Genomic DNA, 11,568 nt, shown 5'->3' with positions numbered 1-11,568 from the left:
TTAACGCGCCCCCAGACTGACAGCATGTAATGCACCCATGCCTGCTGTTTTTTGGTGATGGTCTTTTTTGGGTGACGCCAAACGCGCCGGAAATGAGCGTCATCAACAAAGTTCACCATTGAGAATATCGGCGTTATCTTCATGCTTCTGCTCCTGATGTTTTATAGCGACTGATGTAATTGCGTAATATCCGGTAGTCAGTGGCAAATGACCCCGGGCGACGATAGATGCGTAACCGTGTCCAGCGAAGTCGAAGGTGATCAGCAAAGTAGGATTCGAATGTCATGATTCCTCCAGCGCATACTTCCGATAGTCTTCGCTGCCAGTTTCCTTGTGCTCGAGATTCCCTTGCTTGTTGGTGAAGAACTCTCCTTTTGGCAAGTAAACTCGTGGGAATACGCGGTGCCATTTACCATATTCGGTATCCTTACCGTCTCTGTACTTAACCGGTCCGCATGCGCTACATAGCCGTAACCCCTTTCTTTCTGGTGCATATGACCAATCGAATAGCTTTTCGAAATACCCATTAAATCCCTGAGCCGCTAGTGCAGTGTTTTCACAGCAACCGCAGTTTTCACATTGAAATAAACTCATGCCGCCTCCAGTTCAGTGATCACCACTTCCAGCCGCCCACCCTTTACCACTTCACAGCGAACCATGCGCACATCATCAATCAGACTGTCATCGGCAATGACGCCAGCTTGGGTGAGTGAGTCGAGAGGTGCTTTAAAGAGGTTGTCCAGATCACGACGCGCTCGTGTTGGTGGGTAGGCGAGGATTTTTACTTTCAGCCTTCCGGCTAGCTGGTATTGCTGATTTGCTTCGATGATGTACTGATTGACCAATGCGCTGTACTGCCGCCCCTTGCTACTCTTTATCTTCCTACCCCTTGCAACCGTAAACAGGTGGTTATTTTGCGGGGGCCATGGCAACGTGATCCGATATTCGTTCATATCTTCACCAGACCCTCTTTCAACCACATAACCTGCGTTCGCGCCATTCCTTCCAGAGCGCATTCTTTCGCATATTCCGCATCAACAAGATGCGTTCGCCTGTCTATCTCGTCGTGACACCGGCTGCATGCCACCGTGGCGATCAGGTCTGGCGGCTTAATACCGGTACCGCACAGGCCAGCAAGCCGGATATGAGCAAGGATTGTTGTTTCAGGATTTCCGTTACATACGCCCGGGATTCGCACCTGGCACTCGCGGCCTCGTGCTGCTTTGCGTAAGTCAGCCATGTTTCCTCCTCGCCTTAACGCGTAACCAACGCTTGGCTATAAGTGGATAGGTAGGGTCGTAGCTTTTCACTTCGGATGCCGTGGGGATCGGCTTGGGTTTGCTTCGACTTCGTTTGGTGGGAGTGAATATCAGATTATCCAATGCAATTTGAGTTGTGCTTTTTAGCCTCACTCGTTCTGCCTCCGCTGTAATTCCCGGTACTCGCAACTGTCAGGAATGGTTAGTCGCAATCCCTTCTGATGCGCCCACTGGTCGATATCGGTGAGGTATTTGTGCATCTCACCGATATCGAGTCGCCGGGTTGATTTAACGTATCTGGTCATTCCTGAGATAGTTACCGGCTTCGCTGGGCAATACATATCCTTGAGCCACTCGTGGACTTCCTCGTCAGTGAATTTGTCAGCACCGGTAGCGGTTAACTGCTCCGCTACTTCGGTGTTCCATTTCCACAAAAGGTTGTTCTGCGAAAGACTTCGCTTTTCACGGTACTCAGATATTTTTATGCGCCAGCGCTTGCCGGTAGAGAGGATTTCTTTGAGGAGTAACCAGAGTTGAGTTTTATTCGTTTCGTGCAGGATGAACTCTTGCACTTGTTACCTCCGGAGCGGCTTTGCGCTCTGTTGCGGATTTAGCCATTGCTTACCTCCGAAGTAATCGTATTAAACGGGCAGGCAACGCCGATTGGGTGACGACCATTACAGATAAAGCAACGGATAGTGTTTAGGGGCTCATAGGTGCTTACCACCTGCTCACGCTCTTCCTGTTCGCTTAGCGCATCACGGAAAGCCACCGCGACAACTTTGCCGCCGAACGCCTTCATGTGAGCATGTACAGGAGGCTCTTTACCGTCTTCAAAATCAATAACGAAGGTTAACTTTCCCATCACTTATCCCCTTCTGACAGTTTTTGCATAGCACTGGCGTAACGCTGCATTCCATGCTCAAGCGCTGCTTTCACCTCCTGCTTCGGTGCTGCTGCGAGCATGGCTCTATACGTAGGGTTAATTGCATCATGTTCGTTCATTGCGTCCCAGCCAGCTTTATTCATCGCAGCTGTAGGTTCCTTCGGAACTAATTGCCAACCATCCGGAGTTACCGGAGAGTTGCCAGCCTGAAGCATGGCGGCGCGGCAGGCGTTCCAGCCGTTTACCGTCGCGTTGGTTTCCTCTTCTGTCATTAGGTAATTAAAAAGCTCCTTAGCACCATGATAATCAAGGCTATCCGGCAATGCACAAGCAGCTTTCGATAATTGACAGATAGTGTCCGCATTCTTGTTCAACCTATCTACAGCACAGCTGATTATGGCTCTCTGATGGTCCGTAACTTCCATGACAGAAAGAATATGCGCCAACTGCTCTGCAATAACGCTGTTATGCGTGGTTTTGTTGTCAACTCCAAATGCCGCAATAGCCCCATCAATCACCTTCACAGCATCAGCCATTGCGTAGCCGAGATTACCGCCGTCGCTTTGTGCTGCTGCTTTGCTGAGTATTTCGCTTATCTGGTGCAGGCGATCGAGTGACACAGGACCGTGCGCAGGGTGGTTAGTTGTCATGGGGTAGTCCTCGAAATCTTGTGACCTGGCGCGAACGCTCGCGTTCTATCCTTGCTGATACGCCAGCCATGTGACCGCGCCTCTTTTGCGCAATCAGACCATGAATTTCCAATGTACTCGGCAAAATCTGGACTTCCCCATTGCTTACCGGTGCACTCATCGCAGTCGCAGTAGAGATTGACTGTGTAGTTTGCAGCAATCATCTCACTCCCCCTTCACGCTAATGCCAGCGGCGCGGATTTCGTGAATAGCGTTGTCATTACCAGCACACCATCCCTCGGCATAATCCCGGCTGAATCCGCTCATGTGCATGACTTCACCAACGCTGCGTTTTGGCAAGTTAACATCACGCGCCTCCAGTTCTGCTATGCGCTTCTCTGCGGCATCCAACTTGGCCTCTTCCCGGTTCGCACGCTCGCCCTCAGATTCTGCTAACTGGTGGTAATGCCACTTTTCCCCTTCGTATGCGCTGGCGTAGCCTTTTTCTTTCTCCAGCTCACCCAGCAGCGCCAGAACACGCTGCGCCAGCCAGCGCTTTTCTTCATCGCTATATGCGTTATCAGCAATCTCTTTGAGACGACCAATTCCAATATCACCGCCATCAGCGCGGTATGACTGTTTGTTGAGTGCTGTCATTGGGCTGCCTCCTGCTTCAATTCGTCAGAAAAATTCTGCAATTCATTGATGATTGCTTCGGTTTTCTCAGGATTACATTCGTTGCGGATAATCCACTCGATGCGATCGATAAAATCATTACGCGCACTGGCCCGCACTTCAGCCAGGAAAGCGTCGTAAGCAGGTATCTGCAATACAGCCAGTGAGCGAATCATCTTCTGAACTTCTGGCGGGCATTGTTCGTAATGGTCGTCGGTGATGAATACCGACTCGTTGTGAATTTTATCTACAGCGCTTAATTCCGCCGCCAGCTCCCTGCACTTGCTCTCGGCGTTAGCGAGCTGTACTGCCATGTCTGTGAGCTTTTGCTCGATCACGGAGTAATCTCCGTGGGTAACAAAGGCTCCTGCGCTTGTCTCGACAACAGCCATTCTGCCCTTGAAGACTTCCTTCATGTCATAACGTTTAACGCTCATAATCTTACCCTCATAAAAAAGGCCCGCGATGCGAGCCTGTTAATCGATGTTTTTGCGTTTTCGGCAGATGCCTATCCGCATCGTTAAAAATATGAATGTGAGCACCAGTAGCGATGCTTTGAATGCTCTCTCAGGGCTAAGGTCTGGCGTGTAACCAAAATGGAGGAAATGCACAACCTTACCGCCTGATTTACGCTCCGTGTGCCATAGCTCAGTTGATATCCCAAAGCCAAATACGAACTTGCCAAGGAAGTAGAATTTATCGAGCTTCACCATTTCCTCCGGGCATAAAAAAGGCCGACTATCACGGCCACGCTTGCAGATAGCTCTGCTATGTAAGGTTCAGTCATGGCTTGGTTCCTCTCCGAGCCTCTCAGCAAGCGCGTATATTTCCTGCTGAACTCTGTTAAATTCAATATCAGCTTGGCTTAGGCTTTTCTGGTACTGGAAGCATTTAGATGCCCACTCTTTTGCTTCTTTAGCTTTGATTTTTAGTTGATCTAAAATTTCTTTGTCTTTCATGNCATAAAAAAGGCCGACTATCACGGCCACGCTTGCAGATAGCTCTGCTATGTAAGGTTCAGTCATGGCTTGGTTCCTCTCCGAGCCTCTCAGCAAGCGCGTATATTTCCTGCTGAACTCTGTTAAATTCAATATCAGCTTGGCTTAGGCTTTTCTGGTACTGGAAGCATTTAGATGCCCACTCTTTTGCTTCTTTAGCTTTGATTTTTAGTTGATCTAAAATTTCTTTGTCTTTCATGTTCGCTTCACTCCGAATGTCTTAACCAGTGCCGACTCCATGCGACCTACACAGGAGCGGATACGGGCTATCTCTGTCTCTGGAAACATGCTTGATGCCATCTGCTCAAGTGCGCCTTTAAGTGGCTTACTCTCAACCTTTTCGATACGTGCCAGAGCAAATGCCTTGAGCGACTGCTTGATGCTGCGACCGTCTACGCGAGCACAGGCCCGGCATAGTTCGGCGTGGAGTATTGTTTCAGGGAATTCGGGATACTCAGCTTCGATAATTTCCCGGGTGTTACGTGCTTCTTTCATGCTCCTAACCTCCCGTAAACCATCATCAGTCGCTTTCTCGCATCGCTTTGCATGAACTCAGCAACCACTCCATTCTTCGCCGGGTCGTATGGTGCGAACATCTTCGGGTCGTCACTGTTACGCGGTTTCTTCATGCCCTTCGCTTCCTGGCTACTCAAATTTGCATCGACAGCGCGTCGTCTGATCTCTTCGTAGCCACCACTTTTCAGCCAGCGCTGATAGGCATCTTCTCCGGGGAATACGCCGATTCCCGGTACGCTGCGCAGCTTGCCCATGAACCGAAGTTGTTTGGCCTCTTCGTAGTACCGGTTACGGCAGATACCAAGCTCCTTGTAAATCAGATCAACCTTGGCTGGCTGGTTAGCTGATACGTAATCGAGAATGCGTTGCTTTAAGCTGTCCATCATGCGGCCCCCTTAGAGCGGTATGAATCCCAGGTGAATGACAGAGTGCAGCCACCGCCGTCGCTCATGCGGTCTATGACGCGCTCACCGATAAACGCTGCCAGCTCTTCTTTGGTCTGGTTGCTAATCAGGATGGTTGGCTTCATGCGCTCGTAGCGAGTGTTGATGATTTCGAACATGATCAGCTTTTCGGCATCGCTACCGAACTGCACCCCTACCTCATCGATGATCAGCAGGTCTGGCTTGGTGAAGTAGCGGATCACATCGTCTTCAGTGCGCGTTGAGCCCTTTGACCAGGTTGATTTGTACTCTCGGGCAATTTTCAGAGCGGTGGTGAATACGGCTGAGCTTTGATGCTCGGTGATTGCATGCCGCGCTATAGCCAGCGCAAGGTGGTTCTTACCAGTGCCAGGCTTACCGCACATAACCAGTCCGCCGCCTTTCTGAAGTCGCTCAGGCCATCGATTGGCATATGCCTGGCAAACCTTCAGAACTCGCTTAGCGTCATCGTTCACTGGCTCGTAGTTCTGCAGGGTGCAGGACAAGAATCGATTGGGTATGTCCAGGCCATCCAGCAGACGCTCAACGTTTCGCTTGCGAAAATCCTCATCGATGCGGATCTTCTCCGCTTGCAGCTTGATAAGCTCATCACGCATACATTCCGGACAAATGCTTGGCCTTGGCGGAATTTTGATGATGGTTCCCGTGTAAATTCTCGTCCTGCACTCAAAATCGCCATGTTTTTCGCAGGTTTCCGTGCTAATCACGATGTCAGTATCTTCAATCTGCGCGGGAGGCTCGCTCAGCTCGGCAATGCGCTTTTCAAGGCTCGATATTTTTTCATCCAGTGTCATGATCACTCCTGAGCCCATGAAGGCATTTCAGTTTTTCCGTAGTCCTTCGACGCAAAACCTTCAGACTGAAGGCCATTAGCAACCTTGCGTACCGGTCTGGATAGCGCTTGCTTGTTCTGGTAGCTAAGTTTCTGGCTAGCAGTGATAAACCAGTTCTTTGGCTTCTCATGGCTAAATTCGATATCCAACTTTTCCAGTTCGTACTTCAGGTCAATGTTCGGATACAGGCGTTTCCAGGCTTCGTAGTCCTTGTGGTTTAACCGAACGATATTTCCTTCGAATGCATAGCGACTTGAAATTTTATGGATATCAGCCTCAGCCCCTTCGCAAGTCGCGTCAGCGGCTTGGGTGTTAGAAAGGGAATCAGTATGAGGGATGAGGGAATCAGGAATCAGGTTAAGGGAATCAGCAGGATTTAAATTGTTCTCTACTGGTTCTTGTACTGTTCTTGCATGGTGCTTTTCTGGTGCTTCATTATTTTCAATGGCTTGAGGTTCTTCAATATCCTTCTTGTCTTCCTCTTTGTCGTCCTTGCACTGTTCTTTTCCGGTGCTGTCATTGTTCTCTACTGGTTCTGGTATCTCACTAGCAGCTTCTTTGCAGTGAGGGTTCTGGTGCTTCTTCCAGTTATTTATTTGGATGTATGAGTCGCCATTTACCTGATAGCGGTTGATGAATTTGTGGCTGTGAAGCTGCTGAAGCAGATCATTGCAGTCCACATCATCGAAAGGCAGTACCATTGCTTTAACTTTTTTAGGACGATCATCCAATCGCCCTTCTTTGTCAGCTATAGTCCACAGCCCGGCGAAAAGTAGGCGTGCATATGGAGAGCATTCGGCCAGTTCATCATTTATGAAAAAGCCGGGTTTGATATTTCTGGATCTAGCCATCGTTATCTCCGGGAGTTAAAAGAGTGAACTGCGCATCGAAGAAGACAACAGATCCCCCATCGCGAGTTAAATGCCGCACCACTTCTGAGCCGAACATAGCCAAGCGAATTAGAGCAGCCTCGCTATCCCCAAAGTGAGTTATACCTAATTGGCTTAGAACGTCAGCAGGACGTAAATCTTTGAATTTTTCGAAGGTTATGAAGTTGTATTTGTCGATGAGGTCATTGACTTTATTGGCATCACCGTCAGGGATGACTGACCTGCAGATGTGAATGATTTTTTCGATCTTGCATTTGAAAAACTCCCTGCCGTCATTAATCCTGAACCTCGCAAGAAGCCGATGAATTTCTTCCTCATGCTTCTCCGGATGCTGTGTTCTGAATGCTTTAACAACGTGGAATTTTTTTGGAACGCCAGTTCCGCCAGAAAGCTCAGCAGCTCTTTTATCGGGACTGTTTGTTGTCATTCCCACTTTATAGAGGCCTGGCATTGCCTCGTTCTCAAGAACATAAACCCATCCGCGAGGAGAATACCCTTCAGGAAAATCCAACTCATCGCTGACGGGTGGTTCTTGCAACCACAGCTCTATCGGTGTCATAATTACTCCTGTGAATTGATCCAGTTATTCGACTCAGAATTGCATGGTTATCTGATCAGAACGCTCCGCTCCAACGGGGCGTTTTTTCTTTCCGCACATTCTCTCTTCCAGCAAGTCAGCCAATCCCACAACCACACGTGAAATGTCGTCGTCAGTAATCGAGTAACCGATGAATTCGAGTAGTGCTGCCATGCGCGGGATGTAGTGCTTCTTCCACTGCGTTACCGATGATTTGTTTACTCCGAGATGCTCAGCTACCTGGGTAGTTCCGAGAATGGCGATGCGGTTTAGGATCCAACTCTCAATGTTGCGAGCGCTGGTTTTGTTGCGTGTTGTTAAGTCATCCATTTGGTAAATTCCTTTGGTGTTAAATAGTTAAAAGGCCATGCGCAGACACGCAGAGCCATGTTTGTTGTTTTGATTTGAAGTTAGCTTTTCAGCTACGTAGGCCGGACGGCCATTGTGAAAAGAGCGGTGTTACTTAGGCTGCGTTATTGTCGCGGCGAATGCTGGGAAACGGTTTTAATTCTTCAGCAGAAACAGAACCATCTGCATGCACGATTACCGTGATATCTCGCTTGGCTGTTAACGCTTTGAAAATAGCGCTCTGATAAACCCCAAGGTCTTGAGCAGCTTTGGTTTGACCGAATCGTTGTGCGTATTCATTAAGTTTTATGCGCTGTTCCATACGACCTCCTTAGTGCATGGATTAATTATCACCGCTGGAGGTAGTTATGTCAACACATGCGGTGTTAGTAAATTATCCCCTACGGTGTTAAATTTCTACTATGAGCATAAAAAAGAAACCATTAACAACAGAACAGCTTGAAGACGCTAGACGTCTGAAGGCGATTTATGAGAGCAAAAAGTCTACGTTGAAGCTCTCACAGGAATCCATAGCCGACGCTTTAAGTGTCGGACAGTCGGCTATTGCCGCACTCCTTAATGGTGTAAATGCGCTTAATGCTAGTAATGCGGCTGCATTAGCGAGAGTTTTACAAGTTAATGTTGGTGAATTCAGTCCTTCTATCGCCAGAGAGATAGAAGAAATGTACAAGTCTGTATCCACTGATTTAGTGGTCAGCAACGACTATGACTACCCGGTGTTCTCACATGTGCAAGCAGGTATGTTCTCACCTGAGTTTCGTACATTCACCGAACGTGATGCCGAGCGATGGGTAAGCACAACAAAGAAAGCCAGCGACAATGCATTCTGGCTGGAAGTTGAAGGCCACTCAATGACAGCTCCAGCTGGTTCAAAGCCAAGCTTTCCTGAAGGAATGCTGATTCTTGTAGACCCAGATGAACCGGTTGACCCTGGTGATTTCTGTATCGCCAGATTAGGTGGCGATGAATTCACGTTCAAGAAACTGATCAAGGACAGCGGGCAGATATTTCTCCAGCCATTGAACCCTCAGTTCCCTATGATGCCATGCAATGAGCACTGCCGGGTTGTTGGTAAGGTTGTTGCGTCACAGTGGCCAGAAGAGACGTTTGGGTGAGTCCTCAGCAAGAGACTTCTTACGCATCCATATGTAGGAAATAAAAAAAGCAGATCTCTACAACAAAAATAAGGAAATCATGAAGATATGTCGATTAACAGCAATAGCGGATCCCTGCACCAAATGCAGCTTTTCCCTGTAGTAGAGGTTGTTTCTGATGATATTCCTATGGGCGTTCTCAATGATGGAACTCCTTACCTAACTCTCTATGGTCTCGCAAAGTTATGCGGCATTGATGACACGCCACTGAGGGTGTTCACATCAAACTGGGACACAGAGAAAAATAAACCCAGAGGTCAAAAAGTAGCTGCGTATTTAGCGGAGAAAGGGTTTCATAACGTCGACAGGCTCTACACTCGAGTTTTAAATAGCTCAAACGTGGAAACTCATGCTTATCCTGACTATGTTTGCATGGCTATCCTCCGTTACTACGCTCTGGATGCCACGAATTTTGATAGATCAGTCGCAATAGGTAATTTTGTTCGCTTGGCTGAGTACACGCTTAAGCGGATGATTTATGAAAAGTCAAATTACAACCCAAATGCTTCAATAGATATTTCATTCGAGAACTATCGAGCAAGGATTAAGCTGAACGATCAGATACCGACAACTCACTTTGCAGTATTCAGAGAGATAGCTGACATTGCCATGAACTTGATCGGGGGAGGATTCCCTATGGATGACACCACATCTTTGGATGGAAGCGTTGGAATTCACTGGGGAAAGTATTGGTCAGCTAATGGGCTATCCGATAAATTCGGGGAAAGGGTGCAGCACCAACATCTGTTCCCCGAAAATTACAGGCAGTCAGCTGCAAATAAGTATATAACCGCCTGGATTTATCCTATTGAGGCGCTTGGCGTGTTCAGAAAATGGCTACACGATAACTACGCAATGGAAAAACTGCCAAATTATCTTGGGAACAAAAAGATCAGTAACGCCTCAGAGCTATTAGAGTCGATAAAAAAACCAGCACTCCCAAATAAGCATTGATCTCCACCACAACCCGGCCACCGCGCCGGGTTTTTACTGCCCCTTCCTCACGAACTCCGCAGCATCCCGCAGTAGCCCCTTGTGAATAACATTACCCACCGACTTTCGCTTGGCTTCCAGGCTATCCACAATCGCATCCCGACTAATCGCTACATCGCCGATAATCAGCTCGACAACCGCTCCGCCAATCTCTCCAGCGATGAACGCTGCGCGATCTTCTAATAGCTCATCCCGTCCCATATCCATCCCTAACCCCATAACAACGCCCTCTTTGATGTTTTTATGAGCATATCACTACAAGTGAAAAAATAAATACACACAAATATCAGCCACTTAATCATTTGCGGTAATATTTTATCTCTTGCGGTGTTGACTTAATTACCACTTGCGGTGATTATTGTATCCATCAGCAGGACGCACTACTCACCAGGACGGTGATGTTCTTTACACAACGTCGAACATTCGACTACGAGGCTGAAAAGCCTAACTAACCAAGCAATGTGCTTTGGGGTGATGTGAATTGCAGCTGCGAGACAGCAATCACGGAGATAAGCATCGTGACACGTCACCACCAAAGTTCATTCAGGAGATCGCCATGACACGTAGAACATCATTCAATGGTTCAGCATCAGGTCGTCGCAGAGAGCGTCGTGCAGCGTTACAGAACGAAGTAACGGCAAGCTCTGAGGCATTGCACCGCCCTACTGAATCACGCGTTCAGTTGCAGTGTAAACGCAAGCCAGCGATGCGATCTGAGGTGGTGACCATTACCACGATGGTTAATCACTACTCAGGGTCAACATGCTTGCCAGATGTGGCTTTGTATGCCGCTGGTCATCGCAGCAGCAAATCGGTTACGGCACGTTAATTAACTTATGAGGTGAGGCAATGGGAATTAGTGGAACAGTAAGAATTAAAAATATCACAGGAATTTTTCCGAATGGTGATGGATGGAATCGCCATCTAGAGGTTGATGTGGAGGATATGGAAATCTCTGAAGCTTTTAAGGCTGATCAGATTGTTAGCGAATACCAAGTAGATGACCTGCTAGAAGCCATCGGTGATGCAGATGTAGCAACTTGGCTTGCAGAGCAAGGATATGAAGTTTCTTTATGATAGGTCGCTACGGCGGCCTTTTTATTAGCTCACGATACAAACATAGGGTAAGGCGATGGGAACAAGACACTTGACCTGCGTGGTCAAAGACGGCGAGTACAAAGTTGCGCAGTACGGTCAGTGGGATGGCTATCCATCAGGTCAAGGTATCGACATTCTAACTTTTCTGCGTGAAGAACTTAACCGAGATGTATTTCTTCCAAAGCTTTCGCAGACATTTCAGCCTACCGAAGAACAGATTAAAGCGTGGTGGATTGAGGTTGGGCATG

24 protein-coding genes and 1 pseudogene are annotated in these 11,568 nt (G+C 48.1%); 5 read left to right on the top strand and 20 right to left on the bottom strand.

The genetic code is table 11. The features are described 5' to 3' along the window. The 19 genes and pseudogenes from B9P82_RS29230 to B9P82_RS27320 form a co-directional block, all read right to left on the bottom strand. A pseudogene (locus B9P82_RS29230) lies at positions 1 to 143 on the bottom strand (DUF4417 domain-containing protein); the annotation flags it as partial. Beyond that, positions 140 to 286 carry a YlcG family protein gene (locus tag B9P82_RS28380; protein ID WP_103770175.1) on the bottom strand — a complete coding sequence of 49 codons (147 nt, stop codon included), beginning with the start codon at positions 284 to 286 and terminating at the stop codon, positions 140 to 142. The pseudogene B9P82_RS29230 and the gene B9P82_RS28380, both read right to left, overlap by 4 nt. Positions 287 to 590: 304 nt before the next feature. Continuing rightward, the gene (locus tag B9P82_RS27410) at positions 591 to 953 is read right to left on the bottom strand and encodes a RusA family crossover junction endodeoxyribonuclease (protein ID WP_101701407.1); all 363 of its coding nucleotides are present in this window, start codon (positions 951 to 953) and stop codon (positions 591 to 593) included. Next, a complete protein-coding gene (locus B9P82_RS27405) occupies positions 950 to 1,240 on the bottom strand; it encodes a DUF1364 domain-containing protein (protein ID WP_047415016.1) in 291 nt (96 codons plus the stop codon). The genes B9P82_RS27410 and B9P82_RS27405 overlap by 4 nt, the downstream gene beginning before the upstream one ends. After that, on the bottom strand, positions 1,233 to 1,412 hold the full coding sequence (locus B9P82_RS27400; protein WP_101701406.1) for a NinE family protein: 180 nt from the start codon (positions 1,410 to 1,412) through the stop codon (positions 1,233 to 1,235). The genes B9P82_RS27405 and B9P82_RS27400 overlap by 8 nt, the downstream gene beginning before the upstream one ends. Beyond that, the gene (locus tag B9P82_RS27395) at positions 1,409 to 1,831 is read right to left on the bottom strand and encodes a NinB/YbcN family protein (RefSeq protein WP_101701405.1); all 423 of its coding nucleotides are present in this window, start codon (positions 1,829 to 1,831) and stop codon (positions 1,409 to 1,411) included. The genes B9P82_RS27400 and B9P82_RS27395 overlap by 4 nt, the downstream gene beginning before the upstream one ends. Before the next feature lie 38 nt (positions 1,832 to 1,869). After that, entirely contained in the window at positions 1,870 to 2,124 is a 255-nt protein-coding gene (locus B9P82_RS27390) for a hypothetical protein (RefSeq protein WP_101701404.1), read from the bottom strand. Then, positions 2,124 to 2,795, bottom strand: a complete 672-nt coding sequence (locus B9P82_RS27385) for a hypothetical protein (protein WP_101701403.1) — start codon at positions 2,793 to 2,795, stop codon at positions 2,124 to 2,126. The genes B9P82_RS27390 and B9P82_RS27385 overlap by 1 nt, the downstream gene beginning before the upstream one ends. Continuing rightward, positions 2,792 to 2,998, bottom strand: coding sequence for a hypothetical protein (locus B9P82_RS29225; protein ID WP_101701402.1), 207 nt, complete (start codon positions 2,996 to 2,998; stop codon positions 2,792 to 2,794). The genes B9P82_RS27385 and B9P82_RS29225 overlap by 4 nt, the downstream gene beginning before the upstream one ends. 1 nt (position 2,999) lies before the next feature. Next, the gene (locus B9P82_RS29220; RefSeq protein ID WP_246842182.1) at positions 3,000 to 3,431 is read right to left on the bottom strand and encodes an ead/Ea22-like family protein; all 432 of its coding nucleotides are present in this window, start codon (positions 3,429 to 3,431) and stop codon (positions 3,000 to 3,002) included. Next, positions 3,428 to 3,886: a hypothetical protein gene (locus B9P82_RS29215; RefSeq protein ID WP_246842181.1), complete on the bottom strand. Its 459-nt coding sequence runs from the start codon at positions 3,884 to 3,886 to the stop codon at positions 3,428 to 3,430. The genes B9P82_RS29220 and B9P82_RS29215 overlap by 4 nt, the downstream gene beginning before the upstream one ends. Positions 3,887 to 4,466: 580 nt before the next feature. Then, positions 4,467 to 4,646 (bottom strand): hypothetical protein, encoded by a 180-nt coding sequence (locus B9P82_RS27355; RefSeq protein ID WP_101701379.1) that lies wholly within the window; start codon positions 4,644 to 4,646, stop codon positions 4,467 to 4,469. Beyond that, complete coding sequence (locus tag B9P82_RS27350) at positions 4,643 to 4,942, bottom strand: hypothetical protein (RefSeq protein ID WP_101701399.1); 300 nt, start codon at positions 4,940 to 4,942, stop codon at positions 4,643 to 4,645. The genes B9P82_RS27355 and B9P82_RS27350 overlap by 4 nt, the downstream gene beginning before the upstream one ends. Continuing rightward, positions 4,939 to 5,349, bottom strand: coding sequence for a hypothetical protein (locus B9P82_RS27345; RefSeq protein ID WP_101701398.1), 411 nt, complete (start codon positions 5,347 to 5,349; stop codon positions 4,939 to 4,941). The genes B9P82_RS27350 and B9P82_RS27345 overlap by 4 nt, the downstream gene beginning before the upstream one ends. Continuing rightward, positions 5,346 to 6,200, bottom strand: coding sequence for an ATP-binding protein (locus tag B9P82_RS27340; RefSeq protein ID WP_196773607.1), 855 nt, complete (start codon positions 6,198 to 6,200; stop codon positions 5,346 to 5,348). The genes B9P82_RS27345 and B9P82_RS27340 overlap by 4 nt, the downstream gene beginning before the upstream one ends. Positions 6,201 to 6,202: 2 nt before the next feature. After that, a complete protein-coding gene (locus B9P82_RS27335) occupies positions 6,203 to 7,090 on the bottom strand; it encodes a hypothetical protein (RefSeq protein WP_101701397.1) in 888 nt (295 codons plus the stop codon). Next, complete coding sequence (locus tag B9P82_RS27330; RefSeq protein WP_069219616.1) at positions 7,083 to 7,688, bottom strand: GIY-YIG nuclease family protein; 606 nt, start codon at positions 7,686 to 7,688, stop codon at positions 7,083 to 7,085. The genes B9P82_RS27335 and B9P82_RS27330 overlap by 8 nt, the downstream gene beginning before the upstream one ends. Before the next feature lie 33 nt (positions 7,689 to 7,721). Then, the gene (locus B9P82_RS27325) at positions 7,722 to 8,036 is read right to left on the bottom strand and encodes a CII family transcriptional regulator (protein WP_101701396.1); all 315 of its coding nucleotides are present in this window, start codon (positions 8,034 to 8,036) and stop codon (positions 7,722 to 7,724) included. A 133-nt stretch (positions 8,037 to 8,169) separates the two neighbouring features. After that, positions 8,170 to 8,376, bottom strand: coding sequence for a Cro/CI family transcriptional regulator (locus B9P82_RS27320; protein ID WP_053389150.1), 207 nt, complete (start codon positions 8,374 to 8,376; stop codon positions 8,170 to 8,172). A 100-nt stretch (positions 8,377 to 8,476) separates the two neighbouring features. On the opposite strand from B9P82_RS27320, the gene B9P82_RS27315 reads away from it, so the two are divergent. Beyond that, on the top strand, positions 8,477 to 9,190 hold the full coding sequence (locus B9P82_RS27315; protein ID WP_101701395.1) for a LexA family protein: 714 nt from the start codon (positions 8,477 to 8,479) through the stop codon (positions 9,188 to 9,190). Between the two features lie 87 nt (positions 9,191 to 9,277). Then, entirely contained in the window at positions 9,278 to 10,183 is a 906-nt protein-coding gene (locus B9P82_RS27310; protein ID WP_101701394.1) for a hypothetical protein, read from the top strand. A gap of 33 nt (positions 10,184 to 10,216) precedes the next feature. On the opposite strand, the gene B9P82_RS27305 is transcribed toward B9P82_RS27310, so the two are convergent. Continuing rightward, entirely contained in the window at positions 10,217 to 10,423 is a 207-nt protein-coding gene (locus B9P82_RS27305; protein WP_210405008.1) for a hypothetical protein, read from the bottom strand. A gap of 355 nt (positions 10,424 to 10,778) precedes the next feature. Between B9P82_RS27305 and B9P82_RS27300 the strand changes: the two genes are divergently transcribed. The 3 genes from B9P82_RS27300 to B9P82_RS27290 form a co-directional block, all read left to right on the top strand. Further along, positions 10,779 to 11,051 carry a transcriptional antitermination N peptide gene (locus B9P82_RS27300; protein WP_101701392.1) on the top strand — a complete coding sequence of 91 codons (273 nt, stop codon included), beginning with the start codon at positions 10,779 to 10,781 and terminating at the stop codon, positions 11,049 to 11,051. A gap of 20 nt (positions 11,052 to 11,071) precedes the next feature. After that, positions 11,072 to 11,299, top strand: a complete 228-nt coding sequence (locus B9P82_RS27295; RefSeq protein WP_101701391.1) for a hypothetical protein — start codon at positions 11,072 to 11,074, stop codon at positions 11,297 to 11,299. Between the two features lie 55 nt (positions 11,300 to 11,354). Continuing rightward, positions 11,355 to 11,568, top strand: a 214-nt coding sequence (locus B9P82_RS27290) for a hypothetical protein (protein WP_210405007.1), incomplete at its 3' end; no start/stop codon positions are given.

It is taken from the genome of Citrobacter sp. L55, assembly GCF_002850715.1.
GTDB classification, from domain to species: domain Bacteria; phylum Pseudomonadota; class Gammaproteobacteria; order Enterobacterales; family Enterobacteriaceae; genus Citrobacter; species Citrobacter braakii.
The sequence above is the reverse complement of the archived record's forward strand: the minus strand, read 5'-3'. Positions and strand labels throughout refer to the sequence as shown.